The following is a 19,751-nucleotide window of genomic DNA, read 5'->3' on the forward strand; positions in this document are numbered from 1 at the left end:
CCACGGCCGTAAATAAATGGGTCGCCGCCTTTAATGCGACATACTTTTTTGCCTTGCTTGGCAAAATCAACCAGCATTTGGTTGGTATCTTCTTGCGCTACACTGTGATCGCCCATACGCTTACCTACGCAAACTAAATCGGCATCACGGCGTACTAATTCCATAATTTCATCAGACACTAAATAGTCGTATACAACGACATCGGCTTGCTGCATTAACTGCAATGCTTTAAGTGTTAAAAGCTCAGGATCGCCTGGGCCTGCACCTACTACATATACTTCGCCTTCTGGCTCGGCTTTGGCATCAAGCATTTGCTCTAGTTGTGCTTGTGCTGCATCGGTATTACCTGTTTGCACTTTGCTTACGACTGATGAATCAAACACGCCTTCCCAAAACTGGCGGCGATCAGCAAAGTGCTTAAAGCGCTGTTTTACTTTGTCTCTAAAACTGCCAACTAAAGTAGCCAGTGGGCCAATGTGTTGTGGGATTAACGTTTCGAGCTTTTCACGTAGTCGCCGAGCAAGTACTGGCGCGGTGCCTGCACTTGAAATAGCAATGGTTATTGGGTCACGGTCTACAATTGATGGGAATATAAACGTACATTTAGGCTGGTCATCAACCACATTTACAAATACATTGCGTGCGTTAGCTAGCTCAAATACATTGTTGTTTACTTCGTCTAAGTCTGTGGCTGCTATAACCAGCATTTTGCCATCAAGGTGCGACTCATCAAAATAGGCATCAATAAGCGTTACTTCATTGTTTTGTGCATGTTCTTTTAGTTCATCACAAAACCAAGGTGCCACTAAGGTTACATTTGCGCGGGCTTTTAAAAACGCGCGACATTTGCGTAATGCGACCTCTCCACCGCCAACAACCAGCACTGGTTTATTGTCGAGTTTGGTAAAGATAGGTAAATACTGCACGTGGTTAACACCTCTAAGTAAAATCAAAATAAAACGCTATTGAGCAGGGGGCAGAATATAGCGCGCACTAGTAAGTAAAAAATAATTAAAACCAAGTTTATATAACCAAAAGTTATAATGGGTGGTTGTTTTAGGTTTAAGCCTTAATCTATAGGGGATTAACGCGCATTACACGCAAAATAATGTGCTTATAGTGTTTGGTTATGAGCTATAGCGAGATTACGTTAATTTGTTACTATGACGCTAAACCTAATTTATCGCCTACTTAAAGGGATTACGTATGACTGAACAACACAACGATGCACACTTAGCTGTATCGCTTATGGATTTAACAAGCCTAAACACCTCAGACACGGCCAGTGATATTCAGCAGCTTGTAAATAGTATTAACCCTAAATTGGGCACACCTGCTGCAGTATGCGTTTACAGTGATTTTGTAGATGATGCAAAAATAGCATTGGCTGCGCGTGAGCTTAACCATGTAAAAGTAGCAACGGTTACAAATTTTCCTAGTGGTGATGCGCCACTGAGCGATGTGATAAACGAAACACTGATAGCAATTGAGCGCGGCGCGGATGAAATAGATTTAGTGATCCCGTATAAAGCACTTATTGCTGGCGAGCACAGCAAAGTGCTGGAGTATGTAACTCAAAGTAAAAAAGCCTGTGGTACAAAAGCGCAATTAAAAGTAATTATAGAAAGTGGCGAACTTAAAACTGCAGAGCTAATCACTAAAGCGACAAACTTAGCTATTCAAGGCGGGGCTGATTTTGTAAAAACCAGCACAGGTAAAGTGGCTGTAAATGCAACGATTGACGCAACAAACGTGATGCTCAGCACTATTAAACAATCGGGTAAGGTTGTTGGTTTTAAAGCCGCAGGCGGAGTTAAAACCGTTACTGATGCAAAGGAATATTTAGCACTGACACGCTCAATTATGGGCGATGACTACTTACAAGCCGCTACATTTAGGTTTGGCGCATCAAGCTTACTAAGTGATGTATATAAAGTATTAGAAAAATAACCAAGGACATATAATGAAACCAAGAAATTCAGGGATGCAAAACCTGGTCAATAACCTTGTTAAAGGTGCCATTTTGGCCGGTGTTGTAGGGTTTGGCTTAACTGCATGTACTAACCCAAGCACGCCTGCAGGTGAAGAAGGGTATGTGTACGAAAAACCAAGAATATTTGGCGAAGGGGGCTATCAAGGCACCATGAAAGGGCCTGCTAACTATGGTGTTTCTTTACTTCGTAATGAAGTGGTAAATATTGATATGCGACCTAATACGTATACTGAAACATTCAGAATTCTTGCTAATGATGATTTAAATATAAAATTTGATTTTCATGCAGTAATAGGGATTCAAAGTGGCTCGGTAAAAACAGTTGTAGAAGAGTATGGCGCTGAGAACTGGTATAAACGCTTTGTGCGTGAAACGTTTAGAACCTATGTGCGTGACATTGTGCAAAAGTACGACAGTGGTGAGCTGAAAACAAACCGCGAACAAATAGCGCAAGAAGTTAGTTTGCGTTTACAAACTTATTTATCATCAACGCCCTTTAAATTAGCAAATGTAGTAGTGGGAGATATTAATTACCCAGCCATTGTCGCAAATGCTGTAGAGAAAAAGCTTGCCGCGCAGCAGTTACTAGCAGAGAAAGAAACACAAAAAGAAATAGCACGCAAAGATGCTGAAATAAGAGTGGAAGAAGCAAAAGGTATTGCCCAAGCCCAAAAAATAATTAACGCAACGCTTACTGCAAATTATTTACAACATGAAGCTATAAACGCGCAGGCAAAAATGGCTGAGTCGCCAAACCATACAACGGTTTATATTCCAGTTGGTAATAATGGCGTGCCGCTAGTAAAAGGGGCTAATTAAGCCTTTTTATTATTAAGGACTTAATAGTTTATCGAGATTTTGCAATGTGGGTATCTTTTAGGCTTGTGTTAATGATTTGCGTAAGTATAATAGGCATCCACTTTGCAGGGGCGTAGTTCCAATTGGTAGAACAGCGGTCTCCAAAACCGACGGTTGGGAGTTCGAATCTCTCCGCCCCTGCCATTTTTACTCATAAGTTGAGTAAGTCTGGGGTTAAAAATCGGTTTAAATAAGTCTGTTTTTAAGTTTAGATTTTAATGGATTAACCCTGCCGTTGTGTAGGGTTGTTGTGTCTGTAGTTAAGGTAATAATATTATGAGCACGAATGTAGAAACACCATCAAGTGCGATGGAGTCGGTAAAGTGGTTAGTAGCAATCGCGCTACTTGCAGGCGCAGTTGTTGGTAATCACATGTTTGCAGATCAGTCTGTATTACTACGTGCAATTGGCGTTGTGGTTGCTATAGCAGCAGGTTTAGGTATTGCCTCACAAACCGCTAAAGGCCGTGACTTTTTAGCATTTGCTAAAGAAGCACGCATTGAAGTACGTAAAGTTGTTTGGCCAACGCGTCAAGAAACTACCCACACGACATTAATCGTAATGGTTGCAACAGTGATTATGGCGCTTATCCTTTGGGGATTAGATGGCATTTTATTCCGCGCTGTAGGCTTTTTAACTGGATTGGAGATCTGATCCCATGTCGGATGAGAACAAAGAAATTAAATTACGCTGGTACGTTGTACAAGCATTCTCTGGTTACGAAAAGCGTGTAGCGCAAACGTTATCAGAGCACATTAAAATTGAAGGTCTTGAAGAGAGCTTTGGTGAGATATTAGTACCAACAGAAGAAGTTGTTGAGATGCGCGCTGGTCAAAAGCGTAAATCTGAGCGTAAATTCTTCCCAGGTTACGTACTAGTACAAATGGACATGAACGATGCAAGCTGGCACTTAGTGAACAGCACTGAACGTGTAATGGGCTTTATTGGTGGTACTTCTGACCGCCCAGCGCCTATTAGTTCTAAAGAAGCAGAACGCATTCTTAACCGTCTTCAAGAAAACGCTGAAGCACCTAAACCAGCTACATTATTTGAGCCAGGTGAAGTTGTTCGTGTTACTGATGGTCCATTTGCTGACTTTAGCGGTGTTGTTGAAGAAGTTGACTACGAAAAGAGCCGCGTGAAAGTGTCGGTACTTATTTTTGGTCGTTCTACACCGGTTGAACTTGAATTTGGTCAAGTTGAACAAGATAAGTAATTGATTAAAAAAGCTTCGTCATTATTTACTTAAATTTTGGCACGAAGCTTGAAAAAGGCCGCTGATTAACTTATAATCAGCGGCCTTTTTGTATTAAGGTAAAAATTTATTTTTGCTCGCAAAAAGTACGAAACCAATTTTTAAACTGGGAAGCCGTTAGAGTACGCGTCCTCGCGCGCACAAGGCTAAGACCCACCAAATGAGGTATTTATAATGGCTAAAAAAGTTGAAGCTTTAATCAAGCTACAAGTTGCCGCTGGTATGGCTAATCCTAGTCCTCCAGTAGGTCCTGCACTAGGTCAACACGGTGTAAACATCATGGAATTCTGTAAAGCGTTTAACGCGCGTACAGAGTCTATCGAAAAAGGCGCTCCAGTTCCTGTAGTGATCTCTGTTTACGGTGACCGTTCATTTACGTTCGATATGAAAACGCCACCTGCTGCTTACTTACTTAAGAAAGCTGCTGGTATCAAATCAGGCTCAGGCCGTCCTAACACTGAAAAAGTAGGCACAGTAACTCGTGCTCAACTTGAAGAGATCGTTGAGACAAAACGAGCTGACCTTACAGCGGCTGATATGGACGCTGCGGTTCGCACTATCGCAGGTTCTGCGCGTGCGATGGGCTTGAACGTAGAGGACTAAGAAATGGCTAAATTAACTAAACGTATGCGTACTATCCGCGAAAAAGTGGAAGTAACTAAAGATTACGAAATCAATGAAGCAGTTGCTCTTTTAAAAGAGTTAGCGACAGCTAAATTCGTAGAAAGTGTTGACGTTGCTGTTAACCTTGGTATTGACGCTCGTAAATCTGACCAGAACGTTCGTGGTGCAACTGTACTACCTAACGGTACTGGCCGTGATGTTCGTGTTGCTGTATTCACTCAAGGCGCTAATGCAGAAGCTGCAAAAGAAGCCGGTGCTGAATTAGTAGGCATGGAAGATCTTGCTGAACTAGTTAAGAAAGGCGAGATGGATTTTGACGTTGTTGTTGCATCACCAGACGCTATGCGTGTTGTTGGTCAACTAGGTCAAATCTTAGGTCCACGTGGTCTTATGCCTAACCCTAAAACTGGTACTGTAACGCCTAACGTTGCAGAAGCAGTTAAAAATGCGAAAGCAGGTCAAGTACGTTACCGTAATGACAAAAATGGTATCATCCATACTACTATCGGTAAGGTTGATTTCACTGCTGAGCAACTTCAACAAAACCTTGAAGCTCTAATCGTTGCGCTTAAGAAGGCTAAACCTTCTCAAGCTAAAGGTGTTTACGTTAAGAAAGTAACCATCTCTACAACAATGGGCGCAGGTGTTGCTGTTGACCAAAACACTTTAAGCACTTCTGTAGCTTAATAGGTGTTTACATGGCGTGAAATTTGTACTATAATTTTGCGCCATTTTGTTGAATAATTTATTATTTAACAAGTAAAGAATTCGGGTTGAAGTCCATAATTTCGCTAAGCTCTTGAGTGATGCGATAAATTGGGCTTCCGTCCAAGACCGTAGGCGGCTTCGGCCTTAATATTACCTACGTAGACGGTGTGAATCCCCAGATAGATTTTTCCTAATCTCTTCTGGCTCTCGCCGTAAAAAGCATCTCTATCAAGTTTGTTGATAGGGAAGAGTAAAACAGGGAAGCCGAGTGTCGGTGACCCATTAAACCAGGAGTAACACCCATGGCTTTAAATCTTCAAGGCAAAAAAGCAATTGTTGCTGAAGTCAACGAAGCAGCCAATGGTGCTCTTTCTGCAGTTGTTGCAGATTCTCGTGGTGTAGCAGTAGGCGCAATTACAGCCCTTCGTAAAGAAGCTCGTGAAGCTGGTGTATGGATGAAAGTTGTTCGTAACACTCTAGCAAAACGTGCTGTTGAAGGTACTGAATTTGAATGCCTATCTGATTCGTTAGTTGGTCCAAGCTTAATCGCTTTCTCATCAGAGCACCCTGGTGCTGCTGCGCGTATCTTCGCAGATTTCGCGAAAAAGAATGAGAAATTCGAAGTTAAAACGGCCGCTTTTGAAGGAAATGTTGTAGATGCAGCAATGCTTGCTACATTACCTACATACGATGAAGCTGTTGCACGCTTAATGAGCGCTATGAAAGAAGCGTCTGCTGGCAAATTGTGTAAAACAATTGAAGCAGTACGTGTACAGAAAGAAGAGCAAGCTGCTTAATTTTAAGCTGTTTAACCTCTCTTTCGGTGTAAAATTTATTTGGACCTAGAGTCCGTTAATTATTAGGAAATTTGTAATGTCTGTAACTAAAGACCAAATCCTTGACGCAATTGCTGAAATGTCAGTAATGGACGTTGTTGCTCTTGTTGAAGCAATGGAAGAAAAATTCGGCGTAACTGCTGCAGCTGCTATGGTAGCAGGTCCTGCTGCTGAAGCTGCTGAAGAGAAAACTGAATTTGACGTAATCCTTACTGGCGCTGGCGCTAACAAGGTTGCGGCAATCAAAGCTGTACGTAGCGCAACAGGCCTAGGCCTTAAAGAAGCGAAAGCTCTTGTTGAAGCTGCTCCTGCACCTATCAAAGAAGGTGTATCTAAAGAAGAAGCTGAAGCACTTCAAAAAGACCTTACTGAAGCTGGTGCTGAAGTTGAGGTTAAGTAATCTAGCTCACGCTAGGTTCGCTGCCTGAGTAATCAGGCAAGGGCTGGTGATTATTTAATCACCGGCCTTTTTGCGCTATAGAGTTATGTATTCCTGTAGCTCAAATAAAATCTGATTTTCTCTTTACTTTCAACGCTTTATAGTTTGCTAGTGTTGCTAAGGCGGAGTTAATTAGAACAACAATTAAATGTTGTAAATCTTGGCATAGATGCCAGTTAAGTCTGTTCTTACAAGAACAGGTCGGGTCAAAGATCAGCAAGCTGAGGAACCCCATGGCTTACTCTTATTCTGAAAAGAAACGTATCCGTAAGGATTTTGGTAAACGTCCACAAGTTTTGGATATACCTTTCTTACTGTCGACACAGTTAGAATCGTTTAAAAAATTCTTAGTCCCAGACGCTGATGGCGATCATGGTTTGGAAGCAGCCTTCCGTTCTGTGTTCCCTATTAAAAGCTACTCGGGAAATTCTGAGCTTCAATACGTAAGTTATCGTATTGGTGAGCCAGTATTCGATGTAAAAGAATGTCAAATTCGCGGTGTGACTTATTCTGCTCCACTTCGCGTGAAACTGCGTCTTGTAGTTATGGACAAAGAAGCTCCAGGCACAGTTAAAGACATTAAAGAGCAAGAAGTTTACATGGGCGAAATTCCGCTCATGACTGATACCGGTACTTTTGTAATCAATGGTACAGAGCGTGTTATCGTTTCTCAGCTACACCGTAGCCCTGGTGTATTCTTTGATAACGACCGCGGTAAAACCCATTCATCGGGTAAAGTATTATATAACGCTCGCGTTATACCTTACCGTGGTTCATGGTTAGACTTCGAATTTGATGCAAAAGATAACTTATATGTACGTATAGACCGTCGTCGTAAATTACCGGCGTCTATTATTTTACGTGCACTTGAGTACTCTAGCGAAGAAATCTTAGATATGTTCTTCGATACTACCGCGTTTGAAGTAACTGACGGTAAAGTTCTTATGGAACTTGTGCCTTCACGTTTACGTGGTGAAACTGCCGCTTTTGATATCAAAGGCGAAGACGGTGAAGTACTTGTTGAAAGCGGTCGTCGTATTACGGCACGCCACATCAAGAGCATCGAGAAAAAAGGCATTAATCAATTAGAAGTACCACATGAGTACATCATTGGCCGTATTGTAGCTAAAAACTATGTTGATGAGTCAACAGGTGAAGTTATTGCAAACGCTAATGACGAGCTATCACTAGAGTTGATGGCTGAATTGGTTAAAGCAGGTCACACTAAAATTGAGACGTTATACATCAATGAAGTGGACAGCGGCGCTTACATGTCAAATACATTAAATATTGACTCGTCTAGCAACCGTTTAGAAGCATTAGTAGAAATTTACCGCATGATGCGCCCAGGCGAGCCACCGACGAAAGACGCGGCTGAAGCCTTATTCGAGAACTTATTCTTCTCTGAAGAACGTTATGACTTATCTACTGTAGGTCGTATGAAGTTCAATAGCCGTGTTGGTTACGATACAGACACAGGCCCTGGCACATTAAGCAAAGAAGACATCGTGTCTGTTATGAAAGTATTAATTGCTATTCGTAACGGTCAAGGCGATGTTGATGATATTGACCACTTAGGCAACCGTCGTATACGTAGTGTTGGCGAAATGGCTGAGAACCAATTCCGTGTTGGTCTAGTACGTGTAGAGCGTGCTGTACGTGAGCGTTTAAGCTTAGGTGACCTTGACGCAATAATGCCACAAGATCTTATTAACGCTAAGCCTATTTCGGCAGCGGTTAAAGAGTTCTTCGGCTCGTCTCAGTTATCACAGTTTATGGACCAAAATAACCCGCTATCAGAAGTAACGCATAAGCGTCGTATTTCTGCATTAGGTCCGGGCGGTCTAACGCGTGAGCGCGCTGGCTTTGAAGTACGTGACGTTCACGTAACTCACTATGGTCGCGTATGTCCAATCGAGACTCCTGAGGGTCCAAACATCGGTCTAATTAACTCGTTATCTACGTACGCACGTACAAATGATTACGGTTTCTTAGAAACACCTTACCGTAAAGTGGTAGATGGTGTAGTAACTGATGAAGTTGATTATTTATCAGCCATTGAAGAAGGTCAGTTTGTTATCGCACAGGCGAACTCAAACTTAACCGAAACCAATGAGTTTGTTGATGAACTTATTCCGTGTCGTCACAAAGGTGAATCTACCTTTATGGGTCGCATGGACCAGCAATATATGGATGTATCACCACAACAGGTGATCTCTGTAGCGGCAGCACTTATCCCGTTCCTAGAACACGATGATGCTAACCGTGCATTGATGGGTTCAAACATGCAACGTCAAGCAGTACCAACATTGAAAGCGGATAAGCCGTTAGTAGGTACAGGTATTGAGTTAACACTAGCGAAAGATTCTGGTGTAACGATTGTTGCTAAACGTGGTGGTGAAGTAATGTACGCCGATGCTAGCCGCATCGTTGTAAACGTACATGACGATGAGCGTATTCCTGGTGAAGCGGGCATCGACATTTACAACCTTACTAAATACACACGTTCTAACCAAAATACATGTATTAACCAAAAACCAACGTGCATGGTTGGCGAACCGGTTACTCGTGGTGACGTGTTAGCAGATGGTCCTTCGACTGACTTAGGTGACTTAGCCCTTGGTCAAAACCTTCGCGTGGCATTCATGCCATGGAACGGTTATAACTTCGAGGATTCAATCTTACTATCAGAGCGCGTAGTTGAAGAAGATCGTCTAACGACTATCCACATTCAAGAACTACAGTGTGTTGCCCGTGATACTAAATTAGGTCCTGAAGAGATCACTGCAGATATCCCGAATGTGGGTGAGTCTGCGCTAGGCAAGCTTGATGAATCAGGCGTTGTTTATATTGGTGCTGAAGTTAAAGGCGGCGATATCCTAGTAGGTAAAGTGACTCCGAAAGGCGAGACGCAATTAACACCTGAAGAGAAGCTACTGCGTGCTATCTTCGGCGAAAAAGCGTCTGACGTTAAAGACAGCTCTTTACGTGTACCAAACTCTGTAACTGGTACTGTAATTGACGTACAAGTTTTCACCCGTGATGGTGTTGAAAAAGATAAGCGTGCGTTAGAAGTTGAAGACATGCAGCTTCGCGAAGCGAAGAAAGACTTCAACGAAGAGTTCCGTATTCTAGAAGCTGGTGTATTAGACCGTGCTCGCAAGCTACTTGCTGCAGCAGGCTTCGATGAAGACAACTTAGCGTCACTAAATGCTGAAAAGCTACTTACTCAAAGCCTTGCACAAGAAGACAAGCAAGCTGAACTTGAGCAACTAGCTGCACAGTACGATGAGCTTAAAGCTGAATACGATAAGAAGTTTGAAAACAAACGTCGTAAAATTACTCAAGGTGATGACTTAGCACCAGGCGTACTTAAGATTGTTAAAGTATACCTAGCTGTTAAACGTCGTATCCAACCGGGTGATAAAATGGCGGGTCGTCACGGTAACAAAGGTGTTATCTCGACTATCGTACCAGTAGAAGATATGCCATACGATGACAAAGGTCGTACGGTAGATATCGTACTAAATCCACTAGGTGTACCATCACGAATGAACATCGGTCAGATCCTTGAAACACATATGGGTCTAGCTGCACGTGGTATTGGTGAGCGCTTAGAGGAAATGATGAAGGAACAACGTGAGCTACATGAGCTACGTGAATTCATCAAGCAAGCTTACGAAATCGGTGAATCTCGTCAAGAAGTAGATATTGCTAGCTTCTCTGATGATGAAATTCGTCGTTTAGCTGATAACTTAAAAGGTGGTTTACCAATCGCTACTCCTGCATTTGATGGCGCTAAAGAAGACGAAATCAAAGACATGCTAGAGCTTGGTGGATACCCAAGAAGTGGTCAGGTTACACTCTATGATGGCCGTACTGGCGATCAGTTTGAACGTCAAGTAACTGTTGGTTACATGTACATGCTTAAACTTAACCACTTGGTTGACGATAAGATGCACGCACGTTCTACTGGTTCTTACAGCCTTGTTACTCAGCAGCCGCTGGGTGGTAAAGCACAGTTCGGTGGCCAGCGTTTTGGTGAGATGGAAGTATGGGCACTTGAAGCTTACGGTGCTGCTTACACTCTACAAGAAATGCTAACAGTGAAATCGGATGACGTGAACGGTCGTACTAAGATGTATAAAAACATCGTTGATGGTAACCATAAAATGGAACCAGGTATGCCAGAATCGTTCAACGTATTGTTGAAAGAAATCCGCTCACTGGGTATCAACATCGAGTTGGAAGAAAATTAAGCCAATTAGATGCTGCAGTTAACCCTGCAGCATCTGTTACGGCTGAATAGAATGTAGGGGCGAGATTATCCGCCCTCAAGATTAACTCCGACAGGAGAGCTAAGGTGAAAGACTTACTTAAGTTTCTGAAGCAACAAAATAAGACCGAAGAATTCGATGCAATTCGCATTGGTCTTGCTTCACCAGACATGGTTCGTTCATGGTCATACGGTGAAGTAAAGAAACCTGAGACTATTAACTACCGTACTTTCAAGCCTGAGCGCGATGGCTTATTCTGTGCCCGTATTTTCGGCCCAGTGAAAGATTATGAGTGTTTATGTGGTAAATATAAACGCCTTAAACACCGTGGTGTGATCTGTGAGAAGTGTGGCGTTGAAGTTACACTTACAAAAGTGCGTCGTGATCGTATGGGTCATATCGACCTTGCGAGCCCAGTAGCACATATATGGTTTTTAAAATCATTACCGTCTCGTATTGGCTTAATGCTTGATATGACACTTCGTGATATTGAACGTGTTCTTTACTTCGAATCATTCGTAGTAACTGAGCCAGGTATGACAACGCTTGAGCGTGGTCAACTATTAGGTGAAGAAGAATACCTAGATGCACTTGAAGAGCACGGTGATGAGTTTGAAGCTAAGATGGGTGCAGAAGCAGTATTAGACTTGCTTCGTGAACTTGATCTTGGCCAATTAATTGCAGAAATGCGTGAAGAGTTACCAACAATTAACTCTGAAACGAAGCGTAAAAAGATCACTAAGCGTCTTAAGTTAATGGAATCGTTCCACCAATCAGGTAATAACCCTGAGTGGATGATCATGACAGTACTTCCAGTATTGCCACCTGACTTACGTCCATTAGTACCACTAGACGGTGGTCGTTTTGCGACATCCGATCTAAACGACCTTTACCGTCGTGTTATTAACCGTAATAACCGTCTTAAGCGTCTATTAGATTTAGCTGCACCAGATATTATCGTACGCAACGAAAAACGTATGTTACAAGAAGCGGTAGATGCGCTACTTGATAACGGTCGTCGTGGTCGTGCAATTACAGGTTCTAACAAGCGTCCGCTTAAATCTCTTGCTGATATGATCAAGGGTAAGCAAGGTCGTTTCCGTCAGAACTTACTTGGTAAGCGTGTAGATTACTCTGGCCGTTCTGTAATCACGGTTGGTCCTACACTTAAGCTTCACCAATGTGGTCTTCCTAAGAAGATGGCACTTGAGCTATTCAAACCATTCATCTATGGCAAATTAGAGCGTCGCGGCATGGCTACGACAATCAAAGCTGCTAAGAAAATGGTAGAGCGCGAAGTAGCGGAAGTATGGGATGTACTAGACGAAGTAATTCGTGAACATCCAGTATTACTTAACCGTGCACCTACACTTCACCGTTTAGGTATCCAAGCGTTCGAACCTGTACTAATTGAAGGTAAAGCAATCCATTTACACCCATTAGTATGTGCGGCTTACAACGCCGACTTCGATGGTGACCAAATGGCGGTACACGTACCGTTAACGCTTGAAGCTCAGTTAGAAGCTCGTGCACTAATGATGTCTACTAACAACATTCTATCTCCAGCGAATGGTGAGCCAATCATCGTTCCTTCACAGGATGTTGTATTAGGTCTTTACTACATGACGCGCGATCGCATTAATGCGAAAGGCGAAGGCATTGTATTTAAAGATCCTAAAGAAGCAGAAAAAGCATACCGTAGTGGTAACGCAGAACTTCACGCGCGCGTTAAAGTGCGTATTAGTCAGTCAATTACTAACGAAGCAGGTGTTGTTGAAGACACTGTAACGCTTATCGACACTACTGTTGGTCGTGCAATTCTGTCTCTAATTTTACCTAAAGGCATGCCGTTTGAGTCAATCAACCAAGCATTAGGTAAAAAGCAGATTTCTGGCTTATTAAACGAGTGTTACCGTCGTCTAGGTCTTAAAGACACTGTTGTGTTTGCTGACCAAGTTATGTACACCGGTTTCCACTACGCAATGAAGTCAGGTGTTTCAATTGGTATCGATGACTTAGTTATCCCACCAGTTAAAGCATCAATCATTGAATCAGCTGAAGCTGAAGTAACTGAAATCAACCAACAATTCCAATCAGGTCTTGTAACGGCTGGTGAAAAGTACAATAAAGTTATCGATATCTGGTCACGTGTAAATGAAAACTTATCACGTGAAATGATGGCCAACTTGTCTAAAGACACGGTTATCAATGCCAAAGGTGAAGAAGAAGAGCAACCGTCATTTAACTCTGTGTTTATGATGGCCGACTCAGGTGCTCGTGGTAGTGCCGCTCAGATCCGTCAGCTAGCAGGTATGCGTGGTCTAATGGCACGTCCAGATGGTTCAATCATCGAGACGCCAATCACGGCTAACTTCCGTGAAGGTCTAAACGTACTACAGTACTTCATCTCAACGCACGGTGCGCGTAAAGGTCTTGCCGATACAGCACTTAAAACAGCTAACTCAGGTTACCTAACGCGTCGTCTAGTAGACGTTGCACAAGATTTGGTAATCAATGAAGACGACTGTGGCACAGAAGATGGCTTAACAATGAAACCGCTTATTGAAGGTGGTGACGTTGTAGAAGCACTTCGCGAACGTGTACTAGGTCGTGTTGTAGCTGAGCCTGTGGTTATCCCTAATACAGATACTGTATTAGTAGAACGTAATATCATGCTTGATGAAAAACTGTGTGACCTTTTAGAAGAGCACTCAGTAGATGAAGTTCGCGTACGTTCTGTTATCACGTGTGATAACGACTTTGGTGTATGTGCTAAGTGTTATGGTCGTGACCTTGCACGTGGTCATATCATCAACGCGGGTGAATCAGTAGGTGTTATCGCGGCACAATCAATCGGTGAGCCGGGTACACAGCTTACGATGCGTACATTCCACATCGGTGGTGCGGCATCAAGAGCATCAGCTGAAAATAATGTACAAGTTAAAACTGACGGTACGTTAAAACTACATAACGCTAAGTATGTACTTAATACCGACGGTAAGATTGTAATTACTTCACGTTCAACTGAAATCACTATCATTGATAGCTTCGGTCGTGAAAAAGAGCGTTATAAAGTACCTTACGGTGCGGTACTAACAGTACAAGACAATGCAGAAGTTCAAGGTAACGACATCGTTGCTACTTGGGACCCGCATAGTCACCCAATCGTTCTTGAGCATAAGTCAAAAATCTCGTTCAGCGATATTGATGACTCAAATACTGAAGCACAAACTGATGAACTAACCGGCTTAACCCGTGTAGTTGTTAAAGATCTTGCTAAAGTAAATGCGAAAGAGCCTAAGCTTATCATCGAAAGTGAAGAGCGCGGCTTGCAAGAAACACGTCTACCTTCATTCACTACGATTGAAGTGACAGATGGCGTTACAGCAAACCCAGGTGACGTACTTGCACGTATTCCGCAAGAAGGTTCGAAAACTCGTGATATCACGGGTGGTCTACCACGCGTAGCCGACTTATTTGAAGCACGTAAGCCAAAAGATCCAGCTATCTTAGCTGAAATCACAGGTACTATTAGCTTCGGTAAAGAAACTAAAGGTAAGAAACGTTTAGTTATTACACCAGCTGAAGGCGATCATTACGAAGAGATGATTCCTAAGTGGCGTCAACTTAACGTGTTTGAAGGTGAGCAAGTGTCTAAAGGTGAAGTTATCGCCGATGGTCCTGAATCACCACATGACATCTTACGCCTACGTGGTGTGACTCATGTTGCTAACTACATTGTTAACGAAGTGCAAGAGGTTTACCGTTTGCAGGGCGTTAAGATCAATGATAAGCACATTGAAACAATTATTCGTCAGATGCTACGTAAATGTACCATCCTTGACGGCGGTGATACTGAGTTCTTAGCGGGTGAGCAAATTGAAGTAGCTCGCGTAAATATCGCTAATCGTGACCTTGAAAAACAAGGTAAAATCCCAGCGAAGTTTGAAATACAACTTATGGGTATCACGAAAGCATCACTAGCAACCGAATCTTTCATCTCGGCAGCGTCTTTCCAAGAAACAACACGTGTTCTTACAGATGCCGCAGTGAATGGTAAGAGCGATGAGCTTCGTGGTCTGAAAGAAAACGTAATTGTGGGTCGTCTGATCCCAGCCGGTACTNGGCTCGCCGCAAGCAGGGTGAAGTTGTTGAAGAGCAAACAGTAAGTGCAGAAGAGGCAACTCAAGCACTAACAGATGCTCTGAACGCAGATTTATCTGGAAATCAATAAACTCTTATTAATCAACAGATTAATAAATCGTAAGACAGTTATCTACTGTCTTACGATGAGTTTAGGTTGACAGGTTAAACTTTGCTCATTAAAATTCCGCCACCCATTTACTTGCATGTATGTTACAAGCTTGTAAAAAGGGCGGATTTTTTTATTTTTTTCAGTAGTAATTTTAATTTCAGGAGCTATTTAAATGGCAACTATTAACCAGCTAGTGCGTAAGCCACGTCGTAGCAAGGTTACTAAAAGTAACTCAGCTGCGCTTAAAGCGTGTCCGCAAAAGCGTGGTGTATGTACTCGCGTATATACAACTACACCTAAGAAACCAAACTCAGCGTTACGTAAAGTAGCTCGTGTACGTTTAACTAACGGTTTCGAAGTAACATCATACATCGGTGGTGAAGGTCATAACCTTCAAGAGCACAGTGTAATCCTAATCCGTGGTGGTCGTGTTAAAGATTTACCAGGTGTGCGTTTTCACACTGTACGTGGTGCACTTGACTGTGCAGGCGTTAGCGACCGTCGTCAAGCTCGTTCTAAATACGGTGCAAAACGCCCTAAAGGCTAATTGTTTTCCGTTAGTAAGGCCAAGCACTAAATATTATTAATTATTGTTTTGGGTGATTGTTCCAAAAGGACAAACCTGAATAAACCGGAGATACAAAATGCCTAGAAGACGCGTAATAGGTCAACGTAAAATTCTTCCAGATCCTAAGTTCGGATCGGAACTTCTTGCTAAATTCGTTAACATCGTAATGTTAGACGGCAAGAAATCTACTGCTGAAAAAATTGTTTATGGTGCGCTAGACGTGGCTGCTGAGAAATCAGGCAAGTCGCACCTAGAAATCTTTGAATCTGCACTTGATAACATCCGTCCACAGGTAGAGGTTAAATCTCGCCGTGTTGGTGGTTCAACTTATCAAGTTCCAGTTGAAGTACGTCCAGTACGTCGCAACGCATTAGGTATGCGTTGGTTAGTAGACGCTGCACGTAAGCGTGGCGAAAAATCTATGGGCTTACGTTTAGCTCAAGAAATCGTTGACGCTGCTGACAACAAAGGCACTGCGGTTAAGAAACGTGAAGACGTTCACCGTATGGCTGAAGCGAATAAAGCATTCGCACATTACCGTTGGTAATCTGTCCTTAACCTTTAAGAGGATCATATGGCACGTACAACTCCACTTGAGCGCTACCGTAATATCGGCATAGTAGCTCACGTAGATGCAGGCAAAACCACCACAACAGAACGTGTTCTGTTCTACACAGGTCTTTCTCATAAGATCGGTGAAGTACATGATGGCGCCGCAACTATGGATTGGATGGAGCAGGAACAAGAGCGTGGTATCACAATCACTTCTGCTGCAACAACGTGTTTCTGGAAAGGGATGGACGCGCAATTTGACGACCATCGTATCAATATTATTGATACTCCAGGACACGTAGATTTCACTATTGAAGTAGAGCGTTCTTTACGCGTACTTGATGGTGCGGTAGTTGTTCTTTGTGCTTCATCAGGTGTACAGCCGCAAACTGAGACAGTTTGGCGCCAAGCGAACAAATACGAAGTTCCAAGAATGATCTTCGTAAATAAAATGGATCGCACCGGCGCTGACTTCTTAACGGTTGTTGACCAGGTGAAATCTCGTCTTGGAGCAACGCCTGTTCCAATCCAGTTGCCAATTGGCGCTGAAGACGACTTTAAAGGTGTTATTGACCTTATAAAAATGAAAGCCATTAACTGGAACGAAGCGGACCAGGGTATGACTTTCTCTTATGAGGCAATACCGGCAGAACTTCAAGAGCTCGCTCAAGAATGGCACTCTCATTTAGTTGAAAGTGCAGCTGAAGCCTCTGAAGAACTAATGGATAAGTACTTAGAAGGTGAAGAGTTAAGTGAAGCAGAGATTAAATCTGCCTTACGTCAACGCACATTAGCGAACGAAATTGTTCCCATTACGTGTGGTAGTGCATTTAAAAACAAAGGCGTTCAAGCTGTGCTTGATGGCGTTGTTGAATACATGCCTGCACCAACACAAGTGAAACAAATCCAAGGTATCCTAGAAAATGGAACTGAGGAAGAACGTCCAGCTGATGATAAAGCGCCGTTTGCTGCACTTGCATTTAAAATTGCAACAGACCCGTTTGTTGGCACTTTAACCTTTTTCCGTGTTTACTCTGGTACTGTTAAACAGGGTGACGCGGTTTATAACCCAGTTAAAAGTAAGCGTGAGCGATTTGGTCGTATCGTACAGATGCATTCAAACTCACGTGAAGAGATCAAAGAAGTTTACGCAGGCGATATTGCGGCAGCTATTGGTCTTAAAGACGTAACAACAGGTGAGACACTGTGTGATCCGAACTCTATCATTACGCTAGAGCGTATGGAGTTCCCAGAGCCAGTTATCTCTGTTGCGGTTGAGCCTCGCACAATCGCTGACCAAGATAAGATGGGTATTGCACTAGGTAAACTAGCTGCTGAAGATCCGTCTTTTCGTGTACAAACTGACGAAGAATCAGGCCAGACTATAATCTCTGGTATGGGTGAACTTCACCTTGATATCATTGTCGACCGTATGAAACGTGAATTCAGTGTTGAATGTAACGTTGGTAAGCCGCAGGTTGCATACCGAGAAGCTATTCGTTCAACTGTTGAAGTTGAAGGGAAGTTTGTACGTCAATCAGGTGGTCGTGGTCAATATGGTCACGTCTGGGTTAAACTTGAACCGATGGATATTTCGGATGATGAAGCACCAATTTATGAGTTCGTTAACGAAACTGTAGGTGGTTCGGTTCCTAAAGAATTTATCCCTGCGGTAGACAAAGGTATCCAAGAGCAAATGTCTCAAGGTGTACTGGCAGGCTACCCATTACTTGGCGTTAAAGCGACTTTATATGATGGTTCATTCCATGATGTAGACTCGAATGAAATGGCATTTAAAATTGCAGGTTCAATGGCAATGAAAGCTGGGGCGCTTAAGGCTGCCCCTGTACTTTTAGAGCCAATGATGAAGGTTGAAGTAATCACTCCTGACTCAAACATGGGTGATGTAGTTGGCGACTTAAACCGTCGTCGCGGCATAATCGAAGGCATGGAAGATGCAATAGGTGGACTTAAGCAAGTTAATGCTCAGGTTCCTCTTTCTGAAATGTTTGGTTATGCAACTGCTTTACGATCTGCAACACAGGGCCGTGCTTCTTACTCTATGGAGTTTTTGAAGTACGCTGAAGCCTCTAAAAATGTTGCAGATACAATAATTTCAGCTCGCGCTGTTATATGATTTTAGCTTGTCTGGCTCAATAGTGAGTCAGGCTTTAATTTCTTAATTAGGAATTTTTTAAGATGGCAAAAGAAAAGTTTGAACGCGTAAAACCGCACGTAAACGTTGGTACAATCGGCCACGTTGACCACGGTAAAACTACACTAACTGCAGCAATCACTAACGTACTTGCAAAAGTATACGGCGGTGTTGCTAAAGATTTCGCATCAATCGATAACGCTCCAGAAGAGCGCGAGCGTGGTATCACAATCTCAACTTCTCACGTTGAGTACGATACACCAACTCGTCACTACGCACACGTAGATTGTCCTGGACACGCCGATTATGTTAAAAACATGATCACTGGTGCTGCTCAAATGGACGGCGCTATCTTAGTAGTAGCTGCGACTGACGGCCCTATGCCACAAACGCGTGAGCACATCCTACTTTCTCGTCAGGTTGGCGTACCTTACATCGTTGTATTCATGAACAAATGTGACATGGTTGACGACGAAGAGCTACTTGAGCTAGTAGAAATGGAAGTTCGTGAACTTCTTTCTGAGTACGACTTCCCAGGTGATGACTTACCACTAATTCAAGGTTCTGCTCTTAAAGCACTTGAAGGCGAAAAGCAGTGGGAAGACAAGATCGTTGAGCTTGCAGAAGCACTAGATTCTTACATCCCAGAGCCAGAGCGTGACATCGATAAGCCATTCATCATGCCTATCGAAGACGTTTTCTCAATCCAAGGCCGTGGTACAGTAGTAACTGGTCGTGTTGAAGCTGGTATCATCAACGTGAACGACGAAGTTGAAATCGTTGGTATCAAAGAGACTACTAAGTCTACTTGTACTGGTGTTGAAATGTTCCGTAAGCTTCTTGACGAAGGTCGTGCTGGTGAGAACATTGGTGCACTTCTACGTGGTACTAAGCGTGAAGACGTTGAACGTGGTCAAGTACTAGCTAAGCCTGGTTCAATCAAACCTCACACTACATTCACTTCAGAAGTATACGTACTTTCTAAAGATGAAGGTGGCCGTCATACTCCTTTCTTCAAAGGTTACCGTCCACAGTTCTACTTCCGTACAACTGACGTAACAGGTGACGTACAGTTACCAGAAGGCGTAGAAATGGTAATGCCTGGTGATAACGTTAAGATGACAGTAACTCTAATCGCGCCAATCGCGATGGACGAAGGTCTTCGTTTCGCTATCCGTGAAGGTGGCCGTACTGTAGGTGCTGGTGTTGTAGCAACTATCGTAGAGTAATA

The 19,751-nt window shown here is 43.0% G+C and carries 14 protein-coding genes, 1 tRNA gene and 1 pseudogene; 15 read left to right on the top strand and 1 reads right to left on the bottom strand.

Annotated features, from left to right (window positions below):
- Positions 1-926: siroheme synthase CysG (gene cysG / locus L650_RS0119725; RefSeq protein ID WP_029774145.1), on the bottom strand; the 926-nt coding region annotated here is incomplete at its 3' end.
- A 280-nt stretch (positions 927-1,206) separates the two neighbouring features.
- Between cysG and deoC the strand changes: the two genes are divergently transcribed.
- The 15 genes and pseudogenes from deoC to tuf all read left to right on the top strand — a co-directional run bounded on the left by deoC (position 1,207) and on the right by tuf (position 19,749).
- Positions 1,207-1,950 (top strand): deoxyribose-phosphate aldolase, encoded by a 744-nt coding sequence (gene deoC / locus L650_RS0119730; RefSeq protein ID WP_029774146.1) that lies wholly within the window; start codon positions 1,207-1,209, stop codon positions 1,948-1,950.
- A gap of 13 nt (positions 1,951-1,963) precedes the next feature.
- Positions 1,964-2,812 (top strand): SPFH domain-containing protein, encoded by an 849-nt coding sequence (locus tag L650_RS0119735; RefSeq protein WP_029774147.1) that lies wholly within the window; start codon positions 1,964-1,966, stop codon positions 2,810-2,812.
- Between the two features lie 106 nt (positions 2,813-2,918).
- Positions 2,919-2,995 (top strand) — tRNA-Trp (locus tag L650_RS0119740).
- 132 nt (positions 2,996-3,127) lie between these two features.
- Positions 3,128-3,505, top strand: coding sequence for a preprotein translocase subunit SecE (gene secE, locus L650_RS0119745; RefSeq protein ID WP_004588203.1), 378 nt, complete (start codon positions 3,128-3,130; stop codon positions 3,503-3,505).
- A 4-nt stretch (positions 3,506-3,509) separates the two neighbouring features.
- Positions 3,510-4,067: a transcription termination/antitermination protein NusG gene (nusG, locus tag L650_RS0119750; RefSeq protein WP_024032045.1), complete on the top strand. Its 558-nt coding sequence runs from the start codon at positions 3,510-3,512 to the stop codon at positions 4,065-4,067.
- A gap of 213 nt (positions 4,068-4,280) precedes the next feature.
- The gene (gene rplK, locus L650_RS0119755; protein WP_004588205.1) at positions 4,281-4,709 is read left to right on the top strand and encodes a 50S ribosomal protein L11; all 429 of its coding nucleotides are present in this window, start codon (positions 4,281-4,283) and stop codon (positions 4,707-4,709) included.
- A gap of 3 nt (positions 4,710-4,712) precedes the next feature.
- On the top strand, positions 4,713-5,417 hold the full coding sequence (rplA, locus tag L650_RS0119760) for a 50S ribosomal protein L1 (RefSeq protein ID WP_004588206.1): 705 nt from the start codon (positions 4,713-4,715) through the stop codon (positions 5,415-5,417).
- Positions 5,418-5,740: 323 nt separating this feature from the next.
- The gene (gene rplJ, locus L650_RS0119765; protein ID WP_024032046.1) at positions 5,741-6,235 is read left to right on the top strand and encodes a 50S ribosomal protein L10; all 495 of its coding nucleotides are present in this window, start codon (positions 5,741-5,743) and stop codon (positions 6,233-6,235) included.
- Between the two features lie 76 nt (positions 6,236-6,311).
- Positions 6,312-6,674 carry a 50S ribosomal protein L7/L12 gene (gene rplL, locus L650_RS0119770; RefSeq protein WP_004588208.1) on the top strand — a complete coding sequence of 121 codons (363 nt, stop codon included), beginning with the start codon at positions 6,312-6,314 and terminating at the stop codon, positions 6,672-6,674.
- Positions 6,675-6,946: 272 nt separating this feature from the next.
- Entirely contained in the window at positions 6,947-10,972 is a 4,026-nt protein-coding gene (gene rpoB, locus L650_RS0119775; protein ID WP_004588209.1) for a DNA-directed RNA polymerase subunit beta, read from the top strand.
- Between the two features lie 104 nt (positions 10,973-11,076).
- Positions 11,077-15,224: pseudogene (rpoC, locus tag L650_RS0119780) on the top strand (DNA-directed RNA polymerase subunit beta').
- Positions 15,225-15,417: 193 nt separating this feature from the next.
- Entirely contained in the window at positions 15,418-15,792 is a 375-nt protein-coding gene (gene rpsL / locus L650_RS0119785; protein WP_002958885.1) for a 30S ribosomal protein S12, read from the top strand.
- A gap of 97 nt (positions 15,793-15,889) precedes the next feature.
- A complete protein-coding gene (gene rpsG / locus L650_RS0119790; RefSeq protein WP_004588211.1) occupies positions 15,890-16,360 on the top strand; it encodes a 30S ribosomal protein S7 in 471 nt (156 codons plus the stop codon).
- Between the two features lie 27 nt (positions 16,361-16,387).
- On the top strand, positions 16,388-18,502 hold the full coding sequence (fusA, locus tag L650_RS0119795) for an elongation factor G (protein ID WP_029774149.1): 2,115 nt from the start codon (positions 16,388-16,390) through the stop codon (positions 18,500-18,502).
- Positions 18,503-18,564: 62 nt separating this feature from the next.
- Positions 18,565-19,749 (top strand): elongation factor Tu, encoded by a 1,185-nt coding sequence (gene tuf / locus L650_RS0119800; protein ID WP_029773026.1) that lies wholly within the window; start codon positions 18,565-18,567, stop codon positions 19,747-19,749.
- The last annotated feature ends 2 nt before the right edge of the window (positions 19,750-19,751 follow it).

It is taken from the genome of Pseudoalteromonas sp. TB51, assembly GCF_000498055.1.
Lineage (GTDB): Bacteria > Pseudomonadota > Gammaproteobacteria > Enterobacterales > Alteromonadaceae > Pseudoalteromonas > Pseudoalteromonas atlantica.